This window comes from Microbacterium shaanxiense (assembly GCF_054779995.1).
Genome location: NZ_BAAGXE010000004.1, coordinates 484,372 through 507,825, shown reverse-complemented (window position 1 = coordinate 507,825; position 23,454 = coordinate 484,372). Strand labels below are relative to the sequence as shown.

Annotated in this window: 33 protein-coding genes; 17 read left to right on the top strand and 16 right to left on the bottom strand. The window is 66.7% G+C overall.

What is annotated here, in order from left to right; all coding sequences use genetic code 11:
• Positions 1-6: 6 nt before the first annotated feature.
• Together ACYVG2_RS15925 and ACYVG2_RS15920 are read right to left on the bottom strand one after the other, a co-directional pair.
• Entirely contained in the window at positions 7-1,302 is a 1,296-nt protein-coding gene (locus tag ACYVG2_RS15925; RefSeq protein WP_460781870.1) for an NtaA/DmoA family FMN-dependent monooxygenase, read from the bottom strand.
• Between the two features lie 37 nt (positions 1,303-1,339).
• Positions 1,340-1,891 carry a nuclear transport factor 2 family protein gene (locus tag ACYVG2_RS15920; protein WP_460781869.1) on the bottom strand — a complete coding sequence of 184 codons (552 nt, stop codon included), beginning with the start codon at positions 1,889-1,891 and terminating at the stop codon, positions 1,340-1,342.
• A gap of 311 nt (positions 1,892-2,202) precedes the next feature.
• Between ACYVG2_RS15920 and ACYVG2_RS15915 the strand changes: the two genes are divergently transcribed.
• Together ACYVG2_RS15915 and ACYVG2_RS15910 are read left to right on the top strand one after the other, a co-directional pair.
• Entirely contained in the window at positions 2,203-2,784 is a 582-nt protein-coding gene (locus ACYVG2_RS15915; RefSeq protein ID WP_460781868.1) for a MarR family winged helix-turn-helix transcriptional regulator, read from the top strand.
• Between the two features lie 15 nt (positions 2,785-2,799).
• Positions 2,800-3,948, top strand: coding sequence for a flavin reductase (locus tag ACYVG2_RS15910; RefSeq protein WP_460781867.1), 1,149 nt, complete (start codon positions 2,800-2,802; stop codon positions 3,946-3,948).
• A gap of 450 nt (positions 3,949-4,398) precedes the next feature.
• Here the strand turns inward: ACYVG2_RS15910 and ACYVG2_RS15905 are convergent, their stop codons facing one another.
• A complete protein-coding gene (locus ACYVG2_RS15905; RefSeq protein ID WP_460781866.1) occupies positions 4,399-4,989 on the bottom strand; it encodes a thymidine kinase in 591 nt (196 codons plus the stop codon).
• Between ACYVG2_RS15905 and ACYVG2_RS15900 the strand changes: the two genes are divergently transcribed.
• The 4 genes from ACYVG2_RS15900 to ACYVG2_RS15885 all read left to right on the top strand — a co-directional run bounded on the left by ACYVG2_RS15900 (position 4,988) and on the right by ACYVG2_RS15885 (position 7,572).
• On the top strand, positions 4,988-5,122 hold the full coding sequence (locus tag ACYVG2_RS15900) for a hypothetical protein (protein ID WP_460781865.1): 135 nt from the start codon (positions 4,988-4,990) through the stop codon (positions 5,120-5,122). The two genes, ACYVG2_RS15905 and ACYVG2_RS15900, sit on opposite strands and share 2 nt — an antisense overlap.
• A gap of 104 nt (positions 5,123-5,226) precedes the next feature.
• Complete coding sequence (locus tag ACYVG2_RS15895; RefSeq protein ID WP_460781864.1) at positions 5,227-5,853, top strand: MSMEG_1061 family FMN-dependent PPOX-type flavoprotein; 627 nt, start codon at positions 5,227-5,229, stop codon at positions 5,851-5,853.
• A gap of 18 nt (positions 5,854-5,871) precedes the next feature.
• Positions 5,872-6,798 (top strand): PDR/VanB family oxidoreductase, encoded by a 927-nt coding sequence (locus ACYVG2_RS15890; RefSeq protein ID WP_460781863.1) that lies wholly within the window; start codon positions 5,872-5,874, stop codon positions 6,796-6,798.
• Positions 6,799-6,879: 81 nt separating this feature from the next.
• Complete coding sequence (locus tag ACYVG2_RS15885) at positions 6,880-7,572, top strand: DsbA family oxidoreductase (protein ID WP_460781862.1); 693 nt, start codon at positions 6,880-6,882, stop codon at positions 7,570-7,572.
• Here the strand turns inward: ACYVG2_RS15885 and ACYVG2_RS15880 are convergent.
• Positions 7,550-8,476 carry an NADP-dependent oxidoreductase gene (locus tag ACYVG2_RS15880; RefSeq protein WP_460781861.1) on the bottom strand — a complete coding sequence of 309 codons (927 nt, stop codon included), beginning with the start codon at positions 8,474-8,476 and terminating at the stop codon, positions 7,550-7,552. The genes ACYVG2_RS15885 and ACYVG2_RS15880 overlap by 23 nt on opposite strands.
• Before the next feature lie 72 nt (positions 8,477-8,548).
• On the opposite strand from ACYVG2_RS15880, the gene ACYVG2_RS15875 reads away from it, so the two are divergent.
• The 3 genes from ACYVG2_RS15875 (at position 8,549) to ACYVG2_RS15865 (ending at position 9,967) form a co-directional block, all read left to right on the top strand.
• Positions 8,549-9,103, top strand: coding sequence for a TetR/AcrR family transcriptional regulator (locus ACYVG2_RS15875; protein ID WP_460781860.1), 555 nt, complete (start codon positions 8,549-8,551; stop codon positions 9,101-9,103).
• A gap of 68 nt (positions 9,104-9,171) precedes the next feature.
• The gene (locus ACYVG2_RS15870) at positions 9,172-9,543 is read left to right on the top strand and encodes an MmcQ/YjbR family DNA-binding protein (RefSeq protein WP_460781956.1); all 372 of its coding nucleotides are present in this window, start codon (positions 9,172-9,174) and stop codon (positions 9,541-9,543) included.
• A gap of 52 nt (positions 9,544-9,595) precedes the next feature.
• On the top strand, positions 9,596-9,967 hold the full coding sequence (locus tag ACYVG2_RS15865; RefSeq protein ID WP_460781859.1) for a hypothetical protein: 372 nt from the start codon (positions 9,596-9,598) through the stop codon (positions 9,965-9,967).
• A 30-nt stretch (positions 9,968-9,997) separates the two neighbouring features.
• On the opposite strand, the gene ACYVG2_RS15860 is transcribed toward ACYVG2_RS15865, so the two are convergent.
• Positions 9,998-10,594: a TetR/AcrR family transcriptional regulator gene (locus ACYVG2_RS15860; RefSeq protein ID WP_460781858.1), complete on the bottom strand. Its 597-nt coding sequence runs from the start codon at positions 10,592-10,594 to the stop codon at positions 9,998-10,000.
• Positions 10,595-10,628: 34 nt separating this feature from the next.
• On the opposite strand from ACYVG2_RS15860, the gene ACYVG2_RS15855 reads away from it, so the two are divergent.
• Positions 10,629-11,561 carry a DMT family transporter gene (locus ACYVG2_RS15855; protein ID WP_460781857.1) on the top strand — a complete coding sequence of 311 codons (933 nt, stop codon included), beginning with the start codon at positions 10,629-10,631 and terminating at the stop codon, positions 11,559-11,561.
• 7 nt (positions 11,562-11,568) lie between these two features.
• Entirely contained in the window at positions 11,569-12,330 is a 762-nt protein-coding gene (locus ACYVG2_RS15850; RefSeq protein WP_460781856.1) for a glycosyltransferase family 2 protein, read from the top strand.
• On the opposite strand, the gene ACYVG2_RS15845 is transcribed toward ACYVG2_RS15850, so the two are convergent.
• From ACYVG2_RS15845 to ACYVG2_RS15830, 4 genes are all read right to left on the bottom strand, one after another.
• Positions 12,319-13,230 (bottom strand): alpha/beta fold hydrolase, encoded by a 912-nt coding sequence (locus tag ACYVG2_RS15845; protein WP_460781855.1) that lies wholly within the window; start codon positions 13,228-13,230, stop codon positions 12,319-12,321. The genes ACYVG2_RS15850 and ACYVG2_RS15845 overlap by 12 nt on opposite strands.
• Before the next feature lie 82 nt (positions 13,231-13,312).
• On the bottom strand, positions 13,313-13,978 hold the full coding sequence (locus tag ACYVG2_RS15840; RefSeq protein WP_460781854.1) for an SRPBCC domain-containing protein: 666 nt from the start codon (positions 13,976-13,978) through the stop codon (positions 13,313-13,315).
• A gap of 2 nt (positions 13,979-13,980) precedes the next feature.
• Positions 13,981-14,334: an ArsR/SmtB family transcription factor gene (locus tag ACYVG2_RS15835; protein ID WP_460781853.1), complete on the bottom strand. Its 354-nt coding sequence runs from the start codon at positions 14,332-14,334 to the stop codon at positions 13,981-13,983.
• 46 nt (positions 14,335-14,380) lie between these two features.
• Positions 14,381-15,043 carry a hypothetical protein gene (locus ACYVG2_RS15830; protein WP_460781852.1) on the bottom strand — a complete coding sequence of 221 codons (663 nt, stop codon included), beginning with the start codon at positions 15,041-15,043 and terminating at the stop codon, positions 14,381-14,383.
• 174 nt (positions 15,044-15,217) lie between these two features.
• Between ACYVG2_RS15830 and ACYVG2_RS15825 the strand changes: the two genes are divergently transcribed.
• Complete coding sequence (locus ACYVG2_RS15825; RefSeq protein WP_460781851.1) at positions 15,218-15,826, top strand: DUF4386 domain-containing protein; 609 nt, start codon at positions 15,218-15,220, stop codon at positions 15,824-15,826.
• On the opposite strand, the gene ACYVG2_RS15820 is transcribed toward ACYVG2_RS15825, so the two are convergent.
• Positions 15,823-16,929, bottom strand: coding sequence for a serine hydrolase domain-containing protein (locus tag ACYVG2_RS15820; protein WP_460781850.1), 1,107 nt, complete (start codon positions 16,927-16,929; stop codon positions 15,823-15,825). The genes ACYVG2_RS15825 and ACYVG2_RS15820 overlap by 4 nt on opposite strands.
• A 117-nt stretch (positions 16,930-17,046) precedes the next feature.
• Between ACYVG2_RS15820 and ACYVG2_RS15815 the strand changes: the two genes are divergently transcribed.
• Both ACYVG2_RS15815 and ACYVG2_RS15810 read left to right on the top strand, forming a co-directional pair.
• On the top strand, positions 17,047-17,703 hold the full coding sequence (locus ACYVG2_RS15815) for a histidine phosphatase family protein (RefSeq protein WP_460781849.1): 657 nt from the start codon (positions 17,047-17,049) through the stop codon (positions 17,701-17,703).
• 12 nt (positions 17,704-17,715) lie between these two features.
• Positions 17,716-18,378, top strand: coding sequence for a DNA alkylation repair protein (locus ACYVG2_RS15810; protein WP_460781848.1), 663 nt, complete (start codon positions 17,716-17,718; stop codon positions 18,376-18,378).
• A gap of 15 nt (positions 18,379-18,393) precedes the next feature.
• Here ACYVG2_RS15810 and ACYVG2_RS15805 read toward each other — a convergent pair whose 3' ends face one another.
• The gene (locus tag ACYVG2_RS15805) at positions 18,394-19,098 is read right to left on the bottom strand and encodes an NADPH-dependent F420 reductase (protein ID WP_460781847.1); all 705 of its coding nucleotides are present in this window, start codon (positions 19,096-19,098) and stop codon (positions 18,394-18,396) included.
• Between the two features lie 135 nt (positions 19,099-19,233).
• Here ACYVG2_RS15805 and ACYVG2_RS15800 point away from each other — a divergent pair, with 135 nt between their 5' ends.
• Both ACYVG2_RS15800 and ACYVG2_RS15795 read left to right on the top strand, forming a co-directional pair.
• On the top strand, positions 19,234-19,569 hold the full coding sequence (locus tag ACYVG2_RS15800) for a sugar ABC transporter ATPase (protein WP_460781846.1): 336 nt from the start codon (positions 19,234-19,236) through the stop codon (positions 19,567-19,569).
• A gap of 21 nt (positions 19,570-19,590) precedes the next feature.
• The gene (locus ACYVG2_RS15795; RefSeq protein ID WP_460781845.1) at positions 19,591-19,797 is read left to right on the top strand and encodes a hypothetical protein; all 207 of its coding nucleotides are present in this window, start codon (positions 19,591-19,593) and stop codon (positions 19,795-19,797) included.
• Positions 19,798-19,807: 10 nt separating this feature from the next.
• On the opposite strand, the gene ACYVG2_RS15790 is transcribed toward ACYVG2_RS15795, so the two are convergent.
• Genes ACYVG2_RS15790 through ACYVG2_RS15780 form a run of 3 tightly spaced genes read right to left on the bottom strand, consistent with a single transcriptional unit; the run spans position 19,808 to position 21,675 of the window.
• Positions 19,808-20,020 (bottom strand): KTSC domain-containing protein, encoded by a 213-nt coding sequence (locus ACYVG2_RS15790; protein ID WP_460781844.1) that lies wholly within the window; start codon positions 20,018-20,020, stop codon positions 19,808-19,810.
• A 28-nt stretch (positions 20,021-20,048) separates the two neighbouring features.
• The gene (locus ACYVG2_RS15785) at positions 20,049-20,693 is read right to left on the bottom strand and encodes a DedA family protein (RefSeq protein WP_460781843.1); all 645 of its coding nucleotides are present in this window, start codon (positions 20,691-20,693) and stop codon (positions 20,049-20,051) included.
• 10 nt (positions 20,694-20,703) lie between these two features.
• Positions 20,704-21,675, bottom strand: coding sequence for a methyltransferase family protein (locus ACYVG2_RS15780; RefSeq protein ID WP_460781842.1), 972 nt, complete (start codon positions 21,673-21,675; stop codon positions 20,704-20,706).
• 93 nt (positions 21,676-21,768) lie between these two features.
• On the opposite strand from ACYVG2_RS15780, the gene ACYVG2_RS15775 reads away from it, so the two are divergent.
• Positions 21,769-22,149, top strand: coding sequence for a hypothetical protein (locus ACYVG2_RS15775; RefSeq protein WP_460781841.1), 381 nt, complete (start codon positions 21,769-21,771; stop codon positions 22,147-22,149).
• Between the two features lie 32 nt (positions 22,150-22,181).
• Here ACYVG2_RS15775 and ACYVG2_RS15770 read toward each other — a convergent pair whose 3' ends face one another.
• Together ACYVG2_RS15770 and ACYVG2_RS15765 are read right to left on the bottom strand one after the other, a co-directional pair.
• The gene (locus ACYVG2_RS15770) at positions 22,182-22,613 is read right to left on the bottom strand and encodes a GbsR/MarR family transcriptional regulator (protein WP_460781840.1); all 432 of its coding nucleotides are present in this window, start codon (positions 22,611-22,613) and stop codon (positions 22,182-22,184) included.
• Entirely contained in the window at positions 22,606-23,424 is an 819-nt protein-coding gene (locus ACYVG2_RS15765) for an alpha/beta fold hydrolase (protein WP_460781839.1), read from the bottom strand. The genes ACYVG2_RS15770 and ACYVG2_RS15765 overlap by 8 nt, the downstream gene beginning before the upstream one ends.
• Positions 23,425-23,454: the final 30 nt, after the last annotated feature.

Genomic DNA, 23,454 nt, shown 5'->3' with positions numbered 1-23,454 from the left:
GTCCACTCAGAAGAGATTCAAGGGGCGGGGGATGCCGAGGTGACCGCGCAACATCGGCTCCTCGTACTCGGTGCGGAACAGGCCGCGGTTCTGCAATTCCGGCACGAGGAGATCGCAGATGCGTTCGAAGCCCTCCGGGTTGTAGGGGGAGTTGAGGTTGAACCCGTCGCAGGCTCCCGCGTCGAACCAGTCGGCCATCACATCGGCGATCTTCGACGGGGTGCCGGCGATCCACTGATGCCCGGTCGAGCGCGCCCTGTCGACGATGAGTTCGCGCAGCGTCAACCGCTCTTCGATCGCCTTGTGACGAAACAGCGCCTGACGGGACGTGGAGGCTTCGCTGTGCGCGAAGCGCTCGGCGGGGATGACGTCGTCGAGGTCGATGTCATCGAGCACCGCGCCTGCGTCGATGCCGAACTGCGCGCGCCCCTGCTCGAAGTCGAGGTATTCCGACAGCTCAGCCTCGATCTCATCCGCCTCGGCCTGGGTGGCTGCCACCACCGGTACGATGCCGGGGAGGATCTTCACCTGGCGCGGATCACGTCCCGCTGCGGCGATGAGGCGTCGTGACTCCTCGGCGAACGCGATCGCCTTGGTGCGATCGGGCTGGGCGGTGTAGATGGCGTCCGCGACCGCTGTGCCCAGCGCCATGCCGGGTCCCGACGACCCTGCCTGGACCATGACCGGCCGTCCCTGGGGCGAGCGCGGACCAGGAAGCGGGCCCCGGATGCGGAAGTACTCCCCGGCGAAATCGATGGGCCGGAGGCGCGGTGTGTCCAGCCATCTCCCGCCGGCGCGATCGACCACCACGGCGTCGTCTGACCAGCTGTCCCAGAGCGCGATGACGGCTTCGACGAACTCCGTCGCACGTCGGTAGCGTTCGGCCGGCTCCGGCATCTCGTCCAGTCCGAAGTTCTGATAGCCGTCCGTGGAGGTGACGATGTTCCAGCCCGCGCGACCGCCGGACAGATGATCCAGCGCCGCCAGCTGACGAGCGACGTTGTACGGGTGGCTGAAGGAGGTGGAGATCGTACCGATCAGTCCGATGCGCGTTGTGCGCGCGGCGATCGCCGAGAGCACGGTCATCGGCTCGTAGAAGCCGTTCATCATGGTGTCGCCGCGCATCGCGGTGTTCCCATGGACGACATCGCCGAAGAACACCGCATCGAGGAGCGCGCGTTCGGCACGCTGTGCGATGTCGACGACGAAGTCGAGGCCGGGAACCTCCTCCGCGCGGCTGGCCGGTCGGCGCCAGCTGTTGCGGTGGTATCCCAGAGGGAGCACGAACGTGGTCAGGGTCATGCGGCGCTGCTTCATGGCGTGAGTCCTCTCGGGCTGATCAGTCGGTCGGGACGTTCTGCGGGCGCAGAGCCGACCCGAGTGTGCGGTTCTGGGCTATGGCTGCCGCGATCTCGGCATCCGAATCCGGAGCATGCACGCGGAACCACAGTCGGCTGATACGCCAGTGTCCGTCTTCGCGGCGGTACTCGGCCTCGTAGCGTCCTTCCGACCAGGGGCCCCAGATCCGAACGCGGCCCAGGCCGGTCTGGAAGTCGCTCTGGAACCTATGCCAGGTCCATGTCCCGCTGGCGTGATCGCCTTCGACCGTGATCGACGGCGAAGACAGGATGTAGCCGTCGTTGCTCAGCACGACTTCGCGCAGATCCGACGAGAACATGCCTCGGATCGACTCCCGCCCGATATGGACTCCATGGTGGCGGATGTCGCACTCCGCGTCCTCCGTGTAGAGGTCGGCGACGGCATCCCAGTCCCTCGTGGCCAGAGCCCGTACGTACTCGTTATGGACGAGCGTGATCGCCTGCACGGCCTCGAGGCGGTCGACCCTCGCCAGCAGTTCGGCGAGATCGGGGGTGGTGCTCACGTCAGACATCTGTCTCCTCAAGACGAAGCCTCGTGAGGCGTGGAGCCGCGACGAGGGTAGGAAAGACGGGCACAGTCAGAGCGGCGTCGGTCCGGTGGGGCGGTGGTTCGGACCGTGAGTCCGGGTGGTAGCCAGAAGCTAACACCGCAATGAGAATTTAGTCAAGTACCGAACTACTTTTTGCAACTGATTCGTGAAGACCACTGTTATCGCGGGGAAAACGTTCTTCGACTTCCTGGAAATTTAGTTCTGTTGTGTACTATATTTGCCAGGACGCCAGTGCTCAATCCGTGCCGTACGAGACGTCTGAAGGAGACGCGATGCCGCAGAACACCCCTGATAGTCTGGCTTCTCAGGAGGCACAGGAGCCTTCGCCGCATCGCTTCAGCTCCTTCGTCGCACGGTCCCAGCAGCGTGCGCGAGAGCACGATGATCGCGCCGACACGGATGTGACCGTCGCGATCGGACTCCTCATGCGACGCGTCAACAAACTGATGATGCTGGATGCCGAGATCGAGATCCTGCGGCCCGCCGAACTCTCCTGGGCGGCGTTCCGCGTCTGCGTGTCGCTCTGGGTCGACGGTCCGCAGCAGCCGGCGGAGATCGCCACATCGACATCGATGAGTCGTGCGGCGATCTCCGCGACCATGAAGGCTCTGGAGAAGCAGGGGCTGATCTCGACGGCGGCCATGCCTGAAGATCTGCGCGGCATCGTGATGAGCCTGACGCCGGCGTGCCTCGAGATGATCAGCCGCGCGCACGCCAAGCACGTGGAGCTGACCGCGCAGTGGTTGGCGCCGCTCTCCGATCCCGAGAAGCTCCTGCTTCAGGGTCTGCTCGGAAAGATCATGATGGGTCCGCGATCCCTGGTCTACGACAACGGTCGGGCCATCAACAGCTGAAGCAGAAGGAGAGCAATGTCTTCCATGACCCACGCAGTCCGGTCCGATGATTTCGATCGCGACACGTTCCGCGACGTGGTGGGGCACTTCGCCTCGGGAGTGAGCGTCATCACGACGATCGACGGCGGCGTCCCGTTCGGGTCGACCGTCTCCGCCGTCAGCTCGCTCTCGATGGAGCCCCCGATGATGCTCGTCTGCCTCAACGGATCGAGCACCACGCACGCCGCGGTGGAAAGGTCGGGGCGCTACGCGATCAACATCCTCTCCGCCCAGCAGGGGGATCTCGCGTCGGTGTTCGCGCGTCGGGCCGATGACAAGTTCGATCGTGTTTCGCACACGGTCTCGGATGCCGGTCTGCCGCTGATCGCGGGCGCCCTCGCGACGATCGAGTGCGAGGTGGTGGAGGCGCCGCGCGGGGGGACGCATACGATCTTCATCGGCCGCGTGATATCGGCCACCGCCGCCCCTGGGCACCCGCTGACCTACTATCGCGGGCGGTTCGGGGCGTTCGAGGATGCGCAGGAGGCCAAGGCCTACGCCGCGATGCGTCGCTGGGTCCTCGGCCGCCACACTCCGGTGGGCGGCTGCATCGACATCGAGAAGGTCGCGGAAGAACTGCGCCTGCAGCCGGCATCGGTCTACAACGCCCTCATCCGCCTCGCCGCGCAGCCTCTCGTCAGCCGAGGACGCGACGGGGAGTTCATCGTCGAGTCCCTCACCGCCGACACCATCGATGCCCTCTACGATGCGCGCGCGGTGGTCGAGGGGGGAGTCCTCGAGGCTCACCTCGAGTCGGCCGGCGACCGGGAGCTCGCCGAGATCGCCGAGCGCTCGCGTCGACTTCTGGACATGCACGTCACGACCGAGGACCAGCTCGACGAGTTCCTCGACGCCAATCTGGAGTTCCACTGCGCGATCGTCGCGCTGGCGCATTCGCGTCCGCTCGTCGATCGTTTCCGTGAGTTCAGCGTGGCGCCCGCGCTGCGCGGGACGTACCGGGACGCGCTGTGGCAGACTCGCGCAGGACACCGGTTCGTCGACGAGATGACCCGCGCAGTCCTCGCCCGCGACAGCCGGACGGCGCGCACTCTGGCGAAGAGCCAGGTGGCATTCGTCAAACGCGGAGCGCGCGAGGCGGTCGAGCGCCTGGGCGGGTCGGTCTGAGTTCGATAGAGCTCTTCCGGATGGCGCCCGGCAGGGCGGATTCGGCGATCCCGTGCGTGGCGCGACCCGGTACGGACAGGCGCCGGGTTTGCACCTACGCGGCAGGAGTCATGCGACGAACTTACGACAAGCACCACTAGCGGCGCGGCACGAGGTGCTTGCCGGCCCAATCCGATGCATCACGTCTCCCGCGTCCACCGTGAGGTTCGGATGCTCGACGCACTGACGAGCGTCGAGGTGAGGGCGATCCGCGCTGATCGCCCGCGGTGAGTCCGGCGGCGACCTCATCTCAGGTCCCGGTCCGATGGGCAGCTCGGCGCGATCGTCGAGCTTATGCTCGGCACGTCCGTCCGCATCGGCGAGTAAGCGCAATGCACCTGTCGAGCGTGCGCGGGTGCTGCTTGACGTGCTCTCGCGCTACGAAGATCGGTGGCCGGGCTGGGCGACGCATCACCCCGAGCGACCGCCCCGTTCGCCGAAGTGCTGCCTACAACGTGCCCGGTACGACTCGATGCCGCCCACGTGCTCGGCGGTCGCGTCGCGAGCGTCCGCGACTTCATCGGCGAGGACGCGCTGATGGAAGGTGGCGTCTTGCCCGCAGATGGTGCACACGGCTGTGAGCTTCGTCACGTCCTCGGCGAGCGCCATGAGCGATGGGAGGGGCTCAAAGGGGCGGCCGTCAAACGTCACGCAGAGGCCGGCGACGACCACCGACATCCCAGTGAGCACCAGCCTGCTCACCGCCGGGACGAGCTCCGGCCCGAAGAACTGGGCCTCGTCGATTGCCAGCAGGTCCAGCTCACGATCACCGACCAGCTCCACCAGCGACTCGACGTCGGACGCTGATCGGGACGCAATGCTGAGCCCCGAGTGCGAGACCACCTGGCCTGTGGCATGCCGATCGTCAAGCGCGTGGTTGACGACCTCGACGGTGAGGCCAGCAAGTTGCGCGCGGCGTACCCGCCGCAGCAGCTCTTCGGACTTGCCGGCGAACATCGGCCCGCAGACCACCTGGAGCCGGCCGTTCGGGTTCCTGGACATGGGTCAGAGCTTAGGCCAGGCCTTCGTCAGTTGGGGCTTAGCGCCGCTTCTCGAACTCAACGTCATCGAACCGGAAGCGGCGCCCGCTGCCATCGACCAGCATGTGGATCAGCTCTTCCGTTCGGCGTCGTGACCACGCCCTGGAGTCGTATCGATGTACCCGGAGCACAGTCGAGCCCGTGGATGCTGTGCTTGCGCGACGCTGACGGGTTCACAAGGCTCGAATAGGGTCGCAATATGGACATCTCCGACTTTCCCCGGGTCGATCTCCCGTCTCTCAGGTCGACCCTCGGCGAGCCGGGTGCCCCCACGAAGCAGAAGATCACAGATTTCCTCGACGACAACTGTCTGGCATTCCTCGCGCACTCGCCGTTCTGCTGCCTGTCGACGGCGGACTCGGAGGGAAACTGCGACTGCTCGCCGCGCGGAGACTACCCGGGCTTCGTACGCGCTCTCGATGAGCGCACGGTGGTGATCCCCGACCGGCTTGGCAACAGGATCGCCGATTCAATGACCAACATCCTCGACAACGGGCACGTCGGGCTGCTCTGCTTCGTCCCGGGCATGACCGAGACTCTGCGCATCAACGGCACGGCGACCGTCACGAACGACGCCTCGCTGTTGGCGATGCTGGAGCAGGACCACGCCGTCCCCGATCTGGCGATCGTCATCCGCACCGAGCAGGTCTATCTGCACTGCGGACGCGCGCTGCTGCGCGCCGGACTCTGGGATCCCGAGTTGCAGGATCTCGCGAACGAAGTGCCGAGCTCCGGTCAGATCTGGGCGAGCATGTCCGGATTCGCGCCCGAAGTCGGTGACGACATCAACGATGCGATGGCCGGCGCGTACCGGGCCCTGTACTGAATGCGCTCCCGGGCAGGCATGACGGAACTCGTCGTGCGCGAGATCATCACAGAGACCCCGTCCATCCGCAGCATCCGTCTGGAGTCCCCGGACGGATCGATCCTCCCGCCGTGGCAACCGGGCTCGCATGTCGACCTCCAGCTGCTCACCCGGCACGAACGTCAGTACTCCCTGTGCGGGGATCCTGGCGACCTCACGTCCTACCGGATCGCCGTCCGCCGCGAACCGCGCTCGCGCGGCGGCTCGCACTACATCCATGGGTTTCTGCGTGTGGGCAGCCGGGTCTGGGTGCGTCCACCGCGCAACCTCTTCGCTCTCGCCGATGCACCCGCGCACCTCCTCCTCGCTGCAGGCATCGGCATCACGCCGATCCTCTCGATGGCGCGTCATCTCGCGGCGCAGGACGCGGACTGGCGGATGACGTATGCGACCCGCCACCGCGATGACATCGCGTTCTCGGACGAACTCGCTGCGCTCGGTGACAACGTGACGACGCACGTCAGCGGTGAGTCCGGACGGCTCGATCTGCCCGCCCTTCTCTCCGCGCTCGCACCAGGCACCGCGGTCTACGCCTGCGGTCCGCAGGCGTTCATCGACGATCTCACCGGGCTGGCGGGGCTGCTGCCCGAAGGGAGCAGCATCCACGTCGAGCGATTCGAACCTCGACAGCGCGAGAATCGGCCGAACGCCCCGTTCACCGTCGTCTGCACGCGATCGGACGTCACCGTGGAGGTCCCGGCGAAGCGCTCGATGCTCGAGACCCTCCAAGGTGCTGGAGTTCCTGTCGAGGGCTCCTGTCTTCGCGGCATCTGCGGCTCATGCGCATTGAATGTGCTCGAAGGAGATCCGGAGCACCGCGACTCACTCAATGGCGACGATCAATCGACGACGATCTACCCGTGCGTCTCCCGTTCGCTTTCGCCGACACTCACCGTCGACATCTGACCGCTTCGCGGTGCTCTCTCACTTCGTGATCGCGAGTCTCGGATCGCTGAAACGGACGCCGTGTTCCATTAACTTTGCCGCATGGAGATCAATCAGTCGGCTACCCGTCCCGGCGTCGAACACCGTCTCGATGTGGACATCTGGACAGACGTCGTGTGTCCCCACTGCTATCTGGGTGACACGCACTTCGAACAGGCGCTCCAGCGGTTCGATCACCGGGATCGGGTCGAGGTGCGCTACCGCTCGTTCCTGCTCCTCCCTCAGGTCGACGGCGCACCGGTTCCGCTCAATCAGTTCATCGCTCAGCAGATGGGCATCAGCCTCGACGATGCCGCCAGGGTGAACGATCCCGTCGCCGCGCGCGGACGGAAGGACGGGCTCGACTACCGTTTCGACCGGGCCTTGGTCGTCGATGCGCGTCCCGCTCATGAGCTTCACCATTTCGCCGGAGTCCGTGGGCTGCAGCACGAGATGCTGCGCCGTCTGTTCCGCGCGTACTTCACCGAGGGACAGGATCTCAGCGACCATGAGGCACTCGTCAGACTCGCGGCCGATGTCGGCCTGGATGCGGACGAGGCGTCCGAGGCGATCAGATCGCGGGAATTCTCCGCCCAGGTCGACGCGGATCTGCACGAGGCCCGCAGACTCGGCGTCACCGGTGTGCCGTTCTACGTCTTCGACGGTCGCTACGCGGTCTCGGGCGCGCAAGAGGCAGGAGGCTTCCTCGATGCGCTCGAGACCGCGTGGAACGCTATGGTCGAGCGTCGGGGATGAGCACGATCTTGCCGCGTGCGTGACGCGTCTCGCTGAGCTCCTGAGCGGCGACAGCATCCGAATACGGGAAGACCGCAGCAACCGGGATGCGCAGTCGCCCCTCATCGGCGAGCCTTCCCGCTTGGGCCAGGCCGTACTGGGCCAGGGCGTCCGTGGCGCCGCTGGTCATCCGTACCCCGTGAGTCGCAGCAGAGGGATCAGCGATCGTGATCACTCTTGCTGCGTCTCCGGCGATCTTCACCAGGTCGGGAAGGGCACCGCCCGCGCAGTCGATCACGGCATCCACGCCGTCTGGAGCGAGAGTCCGCACCTGCTCGATCATCCCTTCCCCGTAGGTCGTGGGCAGTGCGCCCAGAGAGCGCAGGAACTCGTGATTGCGTTCGCTCGCCGTGCCGATGACACGTGCGCCAAGGGCCACCGCGACCTGCACGATCACCGACCCCGTCGCGCCCGCGGCTCCATGCACGAGCACCGTGTCTCCACTCGCAGCGTTCACGATGTCGAGCACGCGCGCGGCTGTCTCCACCGAACCGGCGGCTCCACCCGCTTCCTCCCAGCTCCACGACGCAGGCTTGCGTGCCCAGGCGGTCAGCACCACGAGCTCGGCGTTGGCGCCCCGCTGTTCCGGGTCCACCCATCCGAAGACCTCATCGCCCACAGCCATCCCCTCGACGCCGTCGCCCACCTCGTCGACCACTCCGGCGGCATCGAAGCCCATCCGGAACGGGAAGGCGATGGGCATCACGTCCTGCAGGTCGCCGGCACGAATCCGCAGTTCTCCTGTACCGAGACCGGACGCTCTCACGGCGATCCGGATGCGCCCGGCGGTGGCGTGGGGTTCGGGGACGTCGCCGATCTCCACGACATCGGCTGAACCGTATTGGCGAAACAACAGTGCTCTCATACGATCAACGTAACGAAACACCCCGTCCGCTTAGGCGAAATGAGAGCGGGGACGACGGAAGTGAGATGCCGAATGCGATCGGACGCGAGAGACAACCGTGAGCAGATCCTCGCCATCGCGCGAGAAGCATTCGCGCGGGAAGGACTCGACGTTCCGATCCGAGAGATCGCCCGACGTGCGGGAGTGGGTCCGGCGACGGTCTACCGGCACTTTCCGACGAAGGACGCTCTGCAGACGGAGGCATTCGAGCACCAGCTGACCACGTGCGAGGAGATCCTGCGCACCGGACTCGCTCAAGAAGATCCAGGGGAGGGGTTCCGGTACGCGGTCACCGAGCTCATGAGCCTGCACTCGCATGATCGGGGCTTCGCTCATGCGTTCACATCCGGACAGTCCGTGAGCGACGCCTTCGCAGAGCGACGCCGTCGCAGCATCGGTCTCGCCGACGAGCTGGCGCAACGAGCCAGGCGATCAGGGGTCATCCGCCCCGACGTCACCCTGGACGATCTGATTCTCGTGCTCGCTGCCAACGCCGGATTGCGCGCGGAGAATTCTCCCGCACGGGTGCGCGCCGCACGACGCCTGGCGGACCTGTCCCTCCGTGCTTTCGAGAATCGCGGCTCCTGAGGGAGTGATGTCGACGGGCAGGTGACGGATGCCGTTGAGTGCGACCGCCTCATGGCACTCGCGTGAGTATGGTCGTCACCATGGCGGTGATCGAGGACGTCCTGGCCCTGGGCGCTGAACTGGAGCGCTCGTACCAGGTGCGCGTGCGCGGACGATTGAAGTTCCGCGTCGGGCAGCTCGTCTATGTGGCGTTCTCCCTCGACGAGAGCGTCATGGAGTTCGCCTTCCCGAAAGAGGAGCGGGCTGCTCTCGTCGGTGGCGATCCGCGCAAGTTCCAGATGCCGGCAGAGTCGGATCTGCGCTTCAACTGGGTCCGAGCCGACCTCGGATCGCTGGCACCGGGCGAGGCGCGTGAGCTGGTCGTCGACGCGTGGCGCATCGTCGTTCCCCAGAAGCTCTCCCGCGCGTATGACCTCGCCCATCCGTACGGTCCGGGCTGACGGGACGGATGGGCAAGGGGTTCGCCCAGGTCGCGCCGTTACCCTCTGCAGTATGCGCCGCATCGTCATCGTTCCCGTTCTCCTCGCCGCCGGCCTCCTCGTCTCGGGATGCTCCCAAGTGGCACAGGTCGCAGGTGACGCCATGGGCGTCGACGTCGAGGCCACCTGTACGACGATCGATGACGCGTACGCGCAGTACCAGACGCTGCTCGATCAGGGTGGGGCGTCGGCCGAGCAGGTCGATGCAGCCCGTGACGATCTCGTCGCGACTCTGGACACGCTGGCATCGGACGTCGACGGCCAACTCGGCGATCTCATCCGCTCGGGAGCGCAGCAGATCGGCGGCATGACCGATCTGCAGGCTCCGCAGACCATCGAAGCCATCGACCAGCTCAAGGACTCCGCGTCCGCGTTCTGCGGCTGACCCCGCACCGCGGGCACAGGGGAGGGGCGGTCAGGCGAGCTCTTCGCCCAGCATCCGTCCCGCCAGCCCTCGTGCCACCTCGAACGGCTGGGCGAACGTCTCCATACCGACCGTGACGATCGCGCCCTCGTAGAGAAGCATCATCGCCCTGGCTGTGGATTCGGCGTCCGCGATACCCCCTTCGCGGCACAGTTCGGTGAAGAGCTCGTAGAGCCAGGCCTTCTGCCGAGCGACCTCGGGAAAGACGGGGTGGCCGTCGTGACCGTCGCCGATCTCGGCGCGGGCGTTGATCGCGCTGCATCCCTTCGGGCTGTTCTCGTCAGACCAGCTGATCGCCGCGTCGAACACGGCGAGGATCCGTGCCGCCCCCGGCTCAGGCACGCGTGCGAGGTGCGTGGCGACATGCGCGCGCCATCTCGCATCCCGATGCTGCAGGTACGCGACGACCAGCGACTCCTTCGATCCGAAACGGTCGTACAGCGTCTTCTTCGTGACGCCGGCTGCTTCGGCGATGGTGTCGACGCCGATCGCGTGGATGCCGTGCTCGTAGAAGAGCCGTGACGCGGCGTCGAGCACGCGAGTTGCACCCGGGGTGAGCGGGGCGAGGTCGGGAATGAGAACTGCCATGACATTGAGTATACCAACCTGTATAGTCGGAGAAATGAGTAAACAGGTCGGTATAGTCCGCGTCGGAGTGACCGTGATGGCGGGAGCGGGTTTCATCCTGAGCTGGAGTTCGGGCTTTCTCGTGCCGGCGATCGCCGCGGTCGATGTCTCGCCACTGACCCTGCTCGTGTGGCGCTTCGTGCCGCTCGCCATCGTGCTACTGGCGGTCGTCGCATTCACCGGCGCAGCGAGAGGAGTGACGCGGGTGGATGTGCGGCGTCAATCGCTCATCGGCCTCTTCGCACAGTTCGGCTACTGCACCGCGGTGTACGCCGCTGTCGCCGAGGGCGTCGCCACGGGTACGACGGCACTGATCGATGCCGTGCAGCCGCTCGTGGTCGCGATGCTCGTCGGCCCGCTGCTGGGTCTGCGAGTCCGAGGGACGCAATGGGCGGGTCTCCTCATCGGCGCGGCCGGCGTCCTGCTGGTCGTGCGCTCGCAGCTCGACGACTCCACGGCGCACCCTGCCGCCTATCTATGGCCGGTGCTGGCGATGGTGTGCCTGATCGTCGGCACCTTTCTCCAGCGGCGATCCGAACCGCGAACGGGAACCCTTGTCACGCTCACCATTCACGTGACCGTGACCGCTGTCGTGCTCGTGCCGGTCGCCGCGCTGTTCGGCGCTCTCATGCCACCGGCATCCGCCTCGTTCTGGCTCGCCTCTGCTTTCGCTGCACTCTTCCCGGCGCTCGTGGCGTACGGACTCTACTGGTGGTTGCTGCGTCGGGTCGGCATCACAGCGCTGAACGCGCTGCTCTTCCTGGTGGCGCCGACGACCGCGGCGGCAGGGGCGATCCTTCTCGGCGAGCCGCTCACGATCGTCACCCTGCTCGGATTCGCGCTGTGCGGTGCCGGGGTCGCCGTCGTGCTCACGAGCGAGGCGCGCGCCTCACAATCGCCCGCTGCGACAGTCGGACACGCACAATAGGAAGACCATGACGGTCCATCTCCTTTCCGTGTCTGTAGTGATCCCGGTGCGCAACGACGCGCGATTGCTCGACGGGTGCCTGCATGCGCTTGAGGAGCAGACGCACCGAGCCGACGAGATCGTCGTCGTCGACAACGGCAGCAGCGATGACACGGTGTCGGTCGCACAACGGTACGGCGCACGCGTCGTACCCGAACCTGTTCCGGGAATACCGCAAGCCGCATCGACGGGGTATGACGCGACGTCGGGGGACATCATCGCTCGACTGGACGCCGACTCGCGTCCGGGGCCGGACTGGATCGAGAGGATCGTGCATCGATTCACTCAACACCCCGACCTGGACTTCCTCACGGGAGATCCGCGCTTCTACGGCTCGACCCGCTGGGTGCACTGGGTGGGCGAGCGCCTCTACATCGGAGGCATGTACGCCGCGCTCACACCGTTCCTCGGACACGCGCCGTTGTTCGGCTCGAACATGGCGATGCGCGCCAACGCGTGGCGAATGCTGAGCCACGAAGTGCATCGCGACGAGCCGAACATCCACGACGACTTCGACCTCTCGTTTCACGTGCGTCCCGACATGACCGTGCTGCACGACCGCGACATCGTCGTCGAAGTATCGGCGCGCCCGTTCCGGGATTGGTCCTCCCTGCGGCGACGGCTCAGTTTCGTGCTTCCCACCGTGAAGCTCCACATGCCGCAGGAGGCGCCTCACCGTCGTCGTCGGGCTCGTCGCCGTGCTCGTGACACGTCGGCATCAGGGCGATGAATCAGCGGGTGCTCTGGCGTACAGATCGAGCAGGTCGGCACTGAGTTGATGCGGAGTGGTCTCGCTCGGGCTGTGCCCTGTCGTGTAGGTCCGCAACTCCGCCCCGATGTCCTGGGCGAACCGCTCGTGCGCCGACAGAGGCCACAGGTCGCGCGAGCCGGCGGCGACGAGCTTCGGCAGCGGCAGATTCCGCAGGCGGCTACGGAGGTCGGGGGAGACCATCATCAACCCGACGATCTCCTCCACGCTGCGTCGGCTCGTGAGGGCGAAACGCGACCGTACGAACGCGAGCCGTCGGGGCGGCACGCGGTTCTTGTTCGTCATGATGCCCCAGATCATGAGAGCGGCAGCGCGACGTGCATTCGTGATCGGTGCGAGAGGGCCTAGCCAGCGCATGCTCGTGAAGACGTTGCCGACGCCCGGCGGCGTGGTCAGGAGCGCGAGGGAGCGGAGGAGGTCCGGCCGGTGCACCGCCGCGAGTTGAGCGATCGTTCCGGCGAAAGAATAGCCGAGAAGGTGCGCCGGCCCGCCTGATTCGAGGAAGGCGATGAGGTCGTCGACGAAGAGCTGATAGGTGTACGTCGAGTCCGCGCCCGCAGTGTGGGACTGGTATTGACCAGCCAGGTCGAACGACTGCACGAAGTAGCCGGCGTGCGCGAGGATCGGCAGCATCAGTGCAAAATCCTCTTTGGAGCCTGTCGCGCCGGGCACCAGCACGACGCGCGGATGTCCCGGATCGCCCAACGAGAGCACCGCCAGTTCACCGCTGGGTGCGGAGAACCTGGAGACATCTGACCCGGGCGGTGGAACCGTCCAATCGATGTCGCGGAGAGCAGCGTCCAGCGTCGCCGGAAGCGCGGAGGAGGCCCGCTCGCTCCTCGAATCTGTCGACACGGTCATAAGTTACTCGTCGCCGCGCCCTGGGAGAAGCGACCGAGCCGTTTCACGCATATCCCGTCGTGGATAGAGATCAGGGGCCAGGCTACGAGGCAGGCGTCTGCCCTGTGTAGAACCCGTAGGTCGCGTCTGCCATGCGGGCCGCCGTGCCACGGTCTTCTCCCGCCGCGACATTCGCGTCTGCCCAGCGATCAGACGCCGCACGGGTGAACGCCCGGCCTTCGTCGGACAACGCCCACTGCTCGGCGTCTTCCGGAGAAACCCGGCCGTCCTGCGCGCCGAGGTGCAGCGCGAGGCCCAACAGGCTCTGATCCCAGCCCACGCCGGTGGCGCCAGGGCCGAACGTGTCCCACATCTCGGCCGGCACGTCCGCGACACGTGCGGTGTGCTCGAGCTCGAAACGCGTGTGCGCGGGATCCAGGGCCGTCAGTCGCACCCGAATCCACGAGATGCCGCCGCCGAACTCCCAGGTCGCGTGGTACTCCGCACCGCCGTCAGTCGGCGGCGTGCAGGAGAGGACCTCGCCGCTCGCGTTCCCGGTCAGCTGATAGCGACCGCCGACGCGGAGATCGCCCGTCACCGGCAGGAACCACCGTGCGATGCGTTCGGCGTTCGTCGCGGCATCCCACACATCGTCGATGCCGGTCGGATAGTCCTGGGTGATCGTCTGGACCCGTGAAGGCGTTCCGTCGACCTCCTCGGTGCGCAGCGCGCGCGTCACGGAATTGATCTGTTCGTGGATGTCAACCATGGTCACTCCTCATCGTCAGGTGGTGAAACGGATCTGTGCGTTCGCCGTCCGCGGGCCAGTTCAGTGCCCAGTGCGGCGAGCGGACCGCGCCAGAAGCGCTCGAACGGACTGAGCCATTCGCTCGCCTGCTGGAGTCCCTGCGGATCCACTGCGTACAGCCGTCTGGCGCCCGCGGGACGCACGGTCGCGAATCCGTGCTCTCGCAGAACCCGCAGATGCTGCGAGACCGCCGGCTGGGAGATGCCGAACTCCTCTTCGATGACCATGGAGATGCTGCCGGCGGGCTCTTCTCCGTCTACCAGCAACTCGAGAATCCGCCTCCGAACGGGATCACTCAGGACGTCGAACGCGTGCATGGCTCAATGATTACGCGACAGCTTATATAAGTCAAGGCGTAACCATTCACAGAAGCAGCTGGCTGAGGGGATGGACGAAGTAGCGCAGCGAGTACGCCTCCCAGGCGGCGCCGATGATGAGCAGTGCGACTGCGGGTAGTGCGAGAAGTCCGATGCGCTGCAGGCCGCGGACGTATCCCTGACGGCGGTTCTTCGCTCCGATGCTGCGCGGGAACAGCCAGTACTTGCCCAGCAGGTATGCGCCGAGCAGCAGCAGTATGTATGCCTGGAGCTCGATGATGAACGTCAAGGAGTGGGGGATGAGCGCCACCCACCCCTGGGCGGATGCCGGGACCAGTGTGATGCCGGTCTCGACCGCCCAGTATCCGAAGAACGCGAGACCGGCGAACGGCACGATGAGCGACGGCAGCACGATCGTCAGCAGGCTGAGCCGGAAGACGTTCACGCCCAGGATCGTAAGTGCGAACAGGGGTGGGATGTTCACCAGCCAGCGAACCAGTTCGCCGGTGCCGTCCTCTTCGAGGCCCGCGGCCTGTGCTGCATTGAGTTCAGGGAAGACCAGTCCGATCGCGAACCCGATGAGGGCGAGGCCGTACGCGGCGAGATTGATCACGAGATAGGCGCGCCGGTTGTCGCGGATGATCCGGAAGGGGCGGCGCCAGAAGGGAGCGGGTGCGGGCTGCTCGATGCGCGCGGATTGAGTTGTCATGCTCCTATCCCACTCTGCCCGCCGCTCTCCGTGAAGTGCCGGGCTGTCACTGGAAGGCATGACACCAGTCATTGCCGTCCAGGAGAAGTCATCGCATCCGTTTGAGGAGAGGCTTGCGGAATGTAAAGAATTCTGTACATTGGACATGTCAAGAATCTTTTACATGGAGGTCGTATGTCCAGGTCATCTGCTCGTTCCGCCGCCCTCGTCGCCGGTATCTGCCTCGCTCTCATGGCGGTGATCGCACCGATCGCCGTCTTCGTGGCGATTCCGGCCGGTCTCACCGGCGTGGCGGCACTCGTCGTACTCGTCGTCGCGATCCTCGACGTCATCGTGGCTTTCGCTCTTCTCCCGGTCTTCTCCGGACGCGCCCAGACGCTGGGGCACATCACCGCCGGGCTCCGCATCGCCTATGCGGCCGTGTTCGCCGTCGCGGGCGCGAATCTACTCGGCAGAGCAGATGTCGACGCATTCGAACGCATCTGGGATGCCGGACTGCTCCTGTTCGCCGCGCATCTCATCGCACTCAGCGCACTCATCTGGCGCTCGGAGGTCGTCGGTCGGTGGCTGTCCGTACTGGTGCTGATCGCAGGACTCGGCTACTTGGTGGATGCCGTCATCGTCGCCGTAGCGCCGGATGTCGGTATGGAGGTCGGCAGCGTCACCTTCGTCGGGGAGGTCGCGCTCCTGTTGTGGCTGCTCATCCGAGGTGGGCGTCCGCACCGCAACCGTGACGCTGATCAGCTGACCGCAGACGCGGTGGCAGCCGAGCAGAGCGCTTAGCCTTCGCGAACTCCCTGCAGCTCGGCGATCATTCCGAACACCCTGTCGTCCATCTCGACCTGGGTCATGACGATGCAGATCGTGCCGTCCGGGTCCACGAAGAAGTCGGTGCCGAGACCGCCCGACCATCCGAAACGGCCACGGTGCGGACCGCCCGTGACGACCGAGACTCCGTACCCCCAGCCGGTGTTATCCCAGAACCCGGGGAAGAAGCTGTCCGGCTGCTTCGCGCTCGCATCGACCTGATCGGTGCGCAGGGCGTCGCGCAGGTCGGTGTCGATCAGCCGTCCGTCGATCAGGGCGCGAAGGAACGCGTGGTAGTCGACGAGGGTCGAGACGAGTTCCGAGTGGCTCACATCGAACGGCGCCGGAGCGACGTAGAAACCCGCACCACCCGGTTCCGACTGCTCATAGCCCTGCGCGCCGTGCCGGAACGCCGGAGGCAGACGGTGCGCCTGGTCCGCGGGCACAATGAACCCGGTGTCCGACATCCCGACGGGCGTGAAGACTGTCGCATCCAGCACTTCTTGAGTGATTCGATCGGTGACGCGGCCCAGCAGGATGCCGAGAATGCCGAACGAATGGTGATAGCGCCACGCTTCGCCCGGCTCGAAGGCGAGCGGGAGTGCGGCGAGCGTCTCGAGCCACTCCTGCGCGCCGCGATCCACCGGCTCGGCGCCGGCTTCGACACCTGCGTCGATCATCGCCTGTCGCAGCGGTGCGTCGGAGGTCATCATGCCGTAGCCCGACTGATTGGTGAGCAGGTGGCGCACGGTGATCGGGCGCCGCGCCGGCCTCGACTCGTCAAGGGGAGCATCCGGACGGGGGAGGACGCGCGGCTCGGCCAGCTCGGGGATCCAGGTGGCGATCGGGTCGTCAAGGGCGATCACTCCGTCCTGCACCAGACGCAGGGCGGCGACCGCGGTGATCGCCTTCGTCATCGATTGGATGCGGAAGATCGCGTCCGCACCGAGAGGCGGGCCGCCCGGGGCCGTGAGGCCGACAGCGACCGGCTCGCACCCCTCTCCGATCGTGCCGACCGCTCCCGGCATCGTGCCGGCGTCGACGTGGCGGCTGAGGAGATCGTGCAGGGAATCGGACACGTGGGTGCTCCTTGATCGGACTGCGTGGGCCCAGAATAGCCCGGCCGCTGCGCGCATGCGTGTTCAGAATTCGGCAGGGACTTGCACCTACGATCGGAGGAACCGATCGGAGCACTCATGACGACGCTGTACTTCGCCAGACACGGCGAGACCGAGTGGCACGCAGAGCATCGCTATGCGGGATCGTCGGACGTCGCACTCGTGCCGGATGCGATCTCGCAGGCTGCGGGACTCGCCGCATGGGCGGGCACGGCAGAGCTCGGCGCGATCGTCGCCTCTCCGCTGAGCAGGGCTCGATTGACGGCCGAGCCCGCAGCGGAGTCCGCCGGACTGCCGCTCCGCATCGATCCGCGTCTCGTGGAGATCGATTTCGGCCGGGGCGAGGGGATGTCGCCGGCGGAACTCGCGACGGCCTTCCCCGAGGATTGGGCCGGATTCGAACGGCACCCGGCGCAGCATCCGCTTCCGGGCGGTGAATCCGGACGCGACGGCATCGCGCGCGCCATGCCGGTGCTCGACGAGCTCGCCGCCGAGTTCCCTGACGGCCGGGTGCTCATCGTCGGACATGCGACGCTGATGCGGCTCATGCTCTGCGCGCTGATCGGACTCGACCCCGACTGGTATCGCGACATCTTCCCGGCGCTCGACAACTCGGCGCTTCTCGAACTCGAGTTCCCGTACGCGGGGGAGTCCGACTGGCCAGGGCGCGCGCGCATCCTCGGCATCAATGTGCCGCCGATCTCGCACATCCCCAGGACCCAGCTCCCGTCCTAGTACCTTGACGTCATGATCTCCACCGCGAGTTCTCTCCTGCGCGATCTGCATCTCGTCGCGGATCCGAAGGCCAATCCGAACCGGCACTATCGAGGAGATGCCGCGCTGCTCGGAGTCCGAATGGGGACGTTGTTCGAGATCTCCAAACGCCACATCGAGATGCCGATCCAGGAGGTGGCGCGTCTGCTGGATGAGGAACCGTACGAACCGAGATTGGCGGCGTTCTGCGTCATGGACTTTCAGGTGCGTCGCCCTCGGATCTCGCACGCTGAGCGCGAGGAACGCTACGACCTGTATCTGGAGCGACACGATGCGATCGACTCCTGGGACATGGTGGATCGGGCTGCCCCGCGCGTCGTCGGTTCTTTCCTCCGCGCCAGGTCGCGGGAACCGCTGTTCAGTCTCGCTGCCTCGAAGGACCCCCTACGGCGGAGAACTGCGATGACTGCGCCGCTTGCGTACACGCGCCCCGCACATCCGGAAGGGATAGCCGACCTGCTTCGTCTTGCAGAGCAACTCGCCGCGGACACGGATCCGATCGTCAGCAAGCCCGTCGGAATAGCGCTCAAACACGCGGGTGCGGTTGCACCGGACCTGGTGCGTGCATTCCTCGACAGGATGGGGGATCGTCTACCGGCGCCCGTGCGTCGAGAAGCGCGTTCCAAGCTGCCATAGAGAGCCGGGGTGTGGTCACTTCTGTCCGGGCAGCTCGCCACGCGCCCGTGCCACGACTATTCCCCGTTGCGAGGTCGGGAACCGCTCGAGCATCTCGCGCAGCTGCGCAGCTTCGACGTCGGCGCCGAAAGCCTCGGCACCCGGCTCCAGCATGATCCCCGCGGCGAGCGGCCCGGCGATGACCGGGTCGAAACCGAGGTCGTCCACGAGGTCGGCGACGATCGAGACCTGCGCTGCGTCATCGCCTGCGATCGCGATGGCCTTGCGTTCGGGGCTCCCGGCCGGTCGGGCCTCGTCCTCGAGATCCTGATAACCCATGTGGCTCAGCGCCTTGACGACGTGCGCGCCGATGAGATGCGCCTGCACGAGCTCGCTCGTCGAGGTACGCGGGTCGCTCAGGTCGTCGCGGATGCCGTCGGACGCCCACCAGTAGTTCATGGCGTCGATCACCAGGGTGTCGTCCAGCAGTTCGGCCGGCAGCATCCGGTACTGCCCCAGCGGCAGCGCCAGAACGACGGCATCCGCTTCGGCGGCGACCATCGCGACGGTCCCCGCCGTCGCGCCGATGGAACGCATGGCGGGAGCGATGAGGGTCGGCGCTCCGGAACCCGCGACGATGACCCGATAGCCGGCGGAGGCCGCGAGGCGGGCGAGCACCGCGCCCAGTCGACCGGCTCCGATGACGCCGAGAGTCCGGATCGTGCGCTCGTCGCTGCCCATCTGGTCATCGTACGACGCCGCGGACTGTAGCCCTCGGCCACCGCATCAGCAACCCCCTGAACGCCTCGCGTCGGATCGGGAAGACTGACCGCAGCGGGATCGACGCATCGCTCGCTCCCACGCGAAGGAGGAGACATGACATCGACACCTGGCATCGGATCCACCGAGGACCCGGACGACATGCAGCCGTTGCGCGATCGCGATGCGACGGCGCCTGCCGACCCGATCGACGACCCTGCGCAGGTCGAATGGGACCGCAGCGCAGCACTCGATGAGGGCGCGACCGAAGAAGACCTCACTGCGACCACCGCGACCGGTCGCGACCCGGATGAGATCCCCGCGGCTGACGACGAGATCCCGGCCGAAGACCTGCACGGGTCCGCCTCGCAGCCGGAGTCGCAGGGCGAGGATCCTGTCATCGCCGATATGGGCGATGAGGGAGAAGGCGATCTCTCGCCCGAGGACGCCTGATCGACACGGGAGGAGAACACGATGAGCACGCCTGAGTCGCGCGCGTCCGCCGATGCGACCGATGCCGATCTGCAGGAGCAGCAGCGATCGGCGCTCGAGGACGGGTTCGACCCGGAGCAGACCGCGCAGAGCGACCCGCCGGACGGTTCCAGGGCCGATGCCGACCCCGCCGACGTTCACGACCAGTCCCTCGAAGTGCCGGAGGACGACGAGCGCCCACCGGAGTGAGAATCACGGGTCAGAGCACTCGTGCGGTCGGATAGACGTCGCGGATGTGCGCCACGAAGAAGCGGCCCTTGCTCTCGGCATCCATCAGCGCGCGGTGCACCGACGGTGCCACCGCGTGATACCGGTAGACGTCGCCGCTCGTGAACTCGATCTCCAGAAGGGCGAGCGCGTCGTCGTAGCCGACCGATCGGATGGCCGAGGATTCCACGCCGAGGCGTCTCATGAGAGGAAGCCTAAGCCGCGTCAGCGCGTCAGTCGACGGCAACCCTGTTGCGGCGCACCTGGCGGACCCGCAGCGTGATCCACACGGCGACCGCCACCACGACGACCGCGATCACGACCTTCTGGAACACGCCGGCGTACTCCTCGACGACGTGCCAGTTCGCGCCGAGGAAGTACCCCGCGAGGACGAAGATGGTGTTCCAGATCGCGCTGCCGGCTGTCGTGAGCAGCGTGAACCGCAGCAGCGGCATCCGCTCGATCCCCGCAGGAATCGAGATCAGGCTGCGGAAGATGGGGATCATGCGGCCGAAGAAGACCGCCTTCGATCCGTGACGGCCGAACCACGCCTCGGTGCGTTCCACGTCTGCGACCTTGATCAGCGGCATCCGCTCGGCGATCGCATACATGCGGCGCCGTCCCAGCCAGGCGCCGATGCCGTACAGGGCGAGTGCGCCGGCCACCGAGCCCGCCGTGGTCCAGATCAGCACCTCGATCAGACCCAGCGTGCCCTGCGCCGCTGCGAACCCTGCGAGAGGCAGGATGACCTCGCTCGGCAGCGGGGGGAACAGATTCTCGAGGGCGATGGCGAGCCCTGCGCCGAAGCCGCCGAGAGTCTCCATGAGGGCGACCGCCCATGCGGCGATCGCGTTCAGGTTCTCGGCTCCGGCATCCATGCTCTCCAGGCTAGGAGGCCGAGCCTGAGGATCTCCGCTGAGTCACTGGATGTTCACCATCCGGAAGGAATGGCGTGAGCCGGGGCACCCAGCACCGCACGGCGTGGGTGTAGTCGGCGTACTCGGCACCGAAGCGGTTCGCGAGATCTGCTTCCTCGAGCGGACGCACCACCCAGTTCCACACCAGCGAGCCGCACAGCGCGTAGACGACCACCAGCCAGGAATCGACCAGCAGTCCGACCGCCGCGCCCTGCGCGATCCCGGCCAGTGCCATCGGATTGCGCACGAACCGGTAGGGCCCGGCGATCACCAGCCGCCGCGCCGTCGCAGACGGCAACGGGGTTCCCTCTCCGCGCGTCGACATCGCCACCGCCGACCAGACGCCCAGTGCGCTGGCCGCCAGAAGAATCACCAGCCCCGACCATCGTGCGGCCTCCGGAAGGGGCAGATGCAGATTCCAACGACGCTCGATGACGGCGATGATCGCCGGGAAGACCACGAGGAACAGCCCCCAGAACACGACCACCTGGCCCGTCGTGCGTGCCACATGCGCCGAGGTGGACGCCGATGGCGCCACGCGGATGGCGAACGGACCGAAGAGGATCCACTCCGTGGGCAGCCTGTCGAAGCGGATGAGCAGCCCGGCCCCGATGCCGACGGCGGCCGCGGCGATCATCAGCAGTGCACCCCACCCCGCCTCGCCCGTCACCGTCGCGTACAGAGCCATACCCGCCGCGACCAGCGCCGTCCACGCCGCGACGACCCACACCACCGGGCGCACACCGCATGCGACGAGCGCAGAGCCGATCACGAACAGGGGGATGTCGAGCCACGCGACGAGGATCGGATCCAGCGACCCGAGAGTGAGGGAGCGGATGCCGTCGCTGAAGAACACGCCCAGCCACCAGGCCGCACCCGCCACTGCCTGCACGGCGAAGTACAGTCGCCCCACGCGTGCATCGAGGCGGAGCGGGAAGGGCATGGCCCGAGTATAGGAGTCGGCGAGGTCTCGCCCCGGCACTGTCCTGCACGACCTTGCTCTTGCCCGGGGGCCGGAAGTTCATAGGCTGGAGCCATGGACAGGACGATCACGATCGCGGTGCCGGCACCGATTCCCCACGGGCATCGCATCGAGGTGGTCGAGCGGGTCGACGATGCGGGGTCGCGCTCGGTCGTCGTGGTCACCGACCTGGAGACGCGTGTCCGCTATCGGCAGGATACGTCACACGTCTCGGATGCCGCGACCTGGACCGGCCGGGTCATCGAATGCGTGATCGCCCCGACGAGAGCCGGGGTCAAGACCATGCTCGTCGTCGATCCGACGGGACCGGGCTCGGCAGAAGCCGACGTCGCGCTGCGCGGAGCGGATGCTGCGGCCGATGCCGCCAGGGTCGAGGCGCTCCGCTGGGGCGGCGCGGACACCGTTCCCGAGCCGGAGCCGCCGCGCTTCTGGTGAGTTCCGCTCCGCGCCCGAGAGCACGGTGCTGATCAGGTGCGCTCGCGCAGCATCCGATCACCGGAGTCGATGTATGCCTCGAACAGATCCGTGACGTCGCGCAACCGTGAGACGGCGTGCTCGCCCTCGACCACGTCCTCTCCTGCGCGCAGCGTTCGAACGAACGCGCGCGCACGTTCGTGACTCGCGGCGAGCAACTGCTCGAATCCACCCGCCGCCTCCACGAGAAGCCGCCTGCTGCCGGGCTGGGGGATCGTGCGCGCCAATCCCCACGAGACGAGTTCACGCACGGATGCGCTCACCGCACCCGTGCTCAGTGAGAGCTCGGCGCGGAGCTGATCGGAGGTCACCGGGTCTGCGCTCGCGAGCAGGTGACCGTAGACGCGGCCGGTGGCGCGGGAGAGGTTCCAGGAGGTGAGCAGGTCGCCGACCGTGTTGATGAACCTCTGTCGGTCGTCATCCATGCTCCGCACCTCCGATCCGGCCGGCGAGGAACTGCAGGATCACGTCGGAGACCTCATCCGGCGCATCCAGCGGGGAGATGTGGCCGGCCGCGGGGATGACGTGTTCGGTGATGCCCTCGGCACGTGCCCACCGCGGCATCGCGGTGCGGATGTTCCCCGTGTCGTCCTCCGCGCCGCGGAGGAGCGCGAGCGGCACGGAGGAACGTGCGCCTGGGTCGGGATCGACCAGCGAGAGCGTGGCGCGCCAGACGTCGAGGAACACCGGTTTCGACATGCGTGCGAAGCACTCCCTGGCGTACGCGATGCCGGCCGGAGTCGTGGCGGAGGCCTTCGCCATGAGATCCGGGAGCCGTGATGCGGGTATCAGGGCGAGAAGCGGTGCGGCCAGGCGCAGCCCGAGGCGCTCCATACTCGTCAGGGGCCCGGCGTTCCAGGTGGAGTCGATGACGATGAGCCCGCCGGCGAGAGCGGGACGCTGCTTCACCACGGTCTGCGACAGGTTGCCGCCGAGGGAGTGGCCGACCAGCGTCGGGCGCTCGAGTTCGAGGTGCGCGACGAGCGACACGAGATCATTGACGGCATCGGGCGCGCGGAAGCGGACGCCGTCGTCGAGAACCGATGCGCCGTGTCCGCGCAGATCCCAGCGGATGACGCGGAAGCCGGCTCCCTGCGCGGCCTGCGCCTGGGCGTCGAACATCACGTGATCCACGCCGGCCCCATGCGTGAAGACGACGGGATGGCGGTCCCCACCGCTGTCGGAGTAACGCAGGTCGCAGCCGGGCCTGGGCAGGTGCTGAGCTAAATTCACCATTTTCTGAAAATAGCAGAAGAACCTGTCGGT

Excerpts from the sequence above, each read along its gene's own strand:
- ACYVG2_RS15925 (WP_460781870.1), bottom strand. The coding sequence starts at position 1,302 with ATGACCCTGACCACGTTCGTGCTCCCTCTGGGATACCACCGCAACAGC.
- ACYVG2_RS15920 (WP_460781869.1), bottom strand. The coding sequence starts at position 1,891 with ATGTCTGACGTGAGCACCACCCCCGATCTCGCCGAACTGCTGGCGAGG.
- ACYVG2_RS15915 (WP_460781868.1), top strand. The coding sequence starts at position 2,203 with ATGCCGCAGAACACCCCTGATAGTCTGGCTTCTCAGGAGGCACAGGAG.
- ACYVG2_RS15910 (WP_460781867.1), top strand. The coding sequence starts at position 2,800 with ATGTCTTCCATGACCCACGCAGTCCGGTCCGATGATTTCGATCGCGAC.
- ACYVG2_RS15900 (WP_460781865.1), top strand. The coding sequence starts at position 4,988 with ATGGGTCAGAGCTTAGGCCAGGCCTTCGTCAGTTGGGGCTTAGCGCCG.
- ACYVG2_RS15905 (WP_460781866.1), bottom strand. The coding sequence starts at position 4,989 with ATGTCCAGGAACCCGAACGGCCGGCTCCAGGTGGTCTGCGGGCCGATG.
- ACYVG2_RS15895 (WP_460781864.1), top strand. The coding sequence starts at position 5,227 with ATGGACATCTCCGACTTTCCCCGGGTCGATCTCCCGTCTCTCAGGTCG.
- ACYVG2_RS15890 (WP_460781863.1), top strand. The coding sequence starts at position 5,872 with ATGACGGAACTCGTCGTGCGCGAGATCATCACAGAGACCCCGTCCATC.
- ACYVG2_RS15885 (WP_460781862.1), top strand. The coding sequence starts at position 6,880 with ATGGAGATCAATCAGTCGGCTACCCGTCCCGGCGTCGAACACCGTCTC.
- ACYVG2_RS15880 (WP_460781861.1), bottom strand. The coding sequence starts at position 8,476 with ATGAGAGCACTGTTGTTTCGCCAATACGGTTCAGCCGATGTCGTGGAG.
- ACYVG2_RS15875 (WP_460781860.1), top strand. The coding sequence starts at position 8,549 with ATGCGATCGGACGCGAGAGACAACCGTGAGCAGATCCTCGCCATCGCG.
- ACYVG2_RS15870 (WP_460781956.1), top strand. The coding sequence starts at position 9,172 with ATGGTCGTCACCATGGCGGTGATCGAGGACGTCCTGGCCCTGGGCGCT.
- ACYVG2_RS15865 (WP_460781859.1), top strand. The coding sequence starts at position 9,596 with ATGCGCCGCATCGTCATCGTTCCCGTTCTCCTCGCCGCCGGCCTCCTC.
- ACYVG2_RS15860 (WP_460781858.1), bottom strand. The coding sequence starts at position 10,594 with ATGGCAGTTCTCATTCCCGACCTCGCCCCGCTCACCCCGGGTGCAACT.
- ACYVG2_RS15855 (WP_460781857.1), top strand. The coding sequence starts at position 10,629 with ATGAGTAAACAGGTCGGTATAGTCCGCGTCGGAGTGACCGTGATGGCG.
- ACYVG2_RS15850 (WP_460781856.1), top strand. The coding sequence starts at position 11,569 with ATGACGGTCCATCTCCTTTCCGTGTCTGTAGTGATCCCGGTGCGCAAC.
- ACYVG2_RS15845 (WP_460781855.1), bottom strand. The coding sequence starts at position 13,230 with ATGACCGTGTCGACAGATTCGAGGAGCGAGCGGGCCTCCTCCGCGCTT.
- ACYVG2_RS15840 (WP_460781854.1), bottom strand. The coding sequence starts at position 13,978 with ATGGTTGACATCCACGAACAGATCAATTCCGTGACGCGCGCGCTGCGC.
- ACYVG2_RS15835 (WP_460781853.1), bottom strand. The coding sequence starts at position 14,334 with ATGCACGCGTTCGACGTCCTGAGTGATCCCGTTCGGAGGCGGATTCTC.
- ACYVG2_RS15830 (WP_460781852.1), bottom strand. The coding sequence starts at position 15,043 with ATGACAACTCAATCCGCGCGCATCGAGCAGCCCGCACCCGCTCCCTTC.
- ACYVG2_RS15825 (WP_460781851.1), top strand. The coding sequence starts at position 15,218 with ATGTCCAGGTCATCTGCTCGTTCCGCCGCCCTCGTCGCCGGTATCTGC.
- ACYVG2_RS15815 (WP_460781849.1), top strand. The coding sequence starts at position 17,047 with ATGACGACGCTGTACTTCGCCAGACACGGCGAGACCGAGTGGCACGCA.
- ACYVG2_RS15810 (WP_460781848.1), top strand. The coding sequence starts at position 17,716 with ATGATCTCCACCGCGAGTTCTCTCCTGCGCGATCTGCATCTCGTCGCG.
- ACYVG2_RS15805 (WP_460781847.1), bottom strand. The coding sequence starts at position 19,098 with ATGGGCAGCGACGAGCGCACGATCCGGACTCTCGGCGTCATCGGAGCC.
- ACYVG2_RS15800 (WP_460781846.1), top strand. The coding sequence starts at position 19,234 with ATGACATCGACACCTGGCATCGGATCCACCGAGGACCCGGACGACATG.
- ACYVG2_RS15795 (WP_460781845.1), top strand. The coding sequence starts at position 19,591 with ATGAGCACGCCTGAGTCGCGCGCGTCCGCCGATGCGACCGATGCCGAT.
- ACYVG2_RS15790 (WP_460781844.1), bottom strand. The coding sequence starts at position 20,020 with ATGAGACGCCTCGGCGTGGAATCCTCGGCCATCCGATCGGTCGGCTAC.
- ACYVG2_RS15785 (WP_460781843.1), bottom strand. The coding sequence starts at position 20,693 with ATGGATGCCGGAGCCGAGAACCTGAACGCGATCGCCGCATGGGCGGTC.
- ACYVG2_RS15780 (WP_460781842.1), bottom strand. The coding sequence starts at position 21,675 with ATGCCCTTCCCGCTCCGCCTCGATGCACGCGTGGGGCGACTGTACTTC.
- ACYVG2_RS15775 (WP_460781841.1), top strand. The coding sequence starts at position 21,769 with ATGGACAGGACGATCACGATCGCGGTGCCGGCACCGATTCCCCACGGG.
- ACYVG2_RS15770 (WP_460781840.1), bottom strand. The coding sequence starts at position 22,613 with ATGGATGACGACCGACAGAGGTTCATCAACACGGTCGGCGACCTGCTC.
- ACYVG2_RS15765 (WP_460781839.1), bottom strand. The coding sequence starts at position 23,424 with ATGGTGAATTTAGCTCAGCACCTGCCCAGGCCCGGCTGCGACCTGCGT.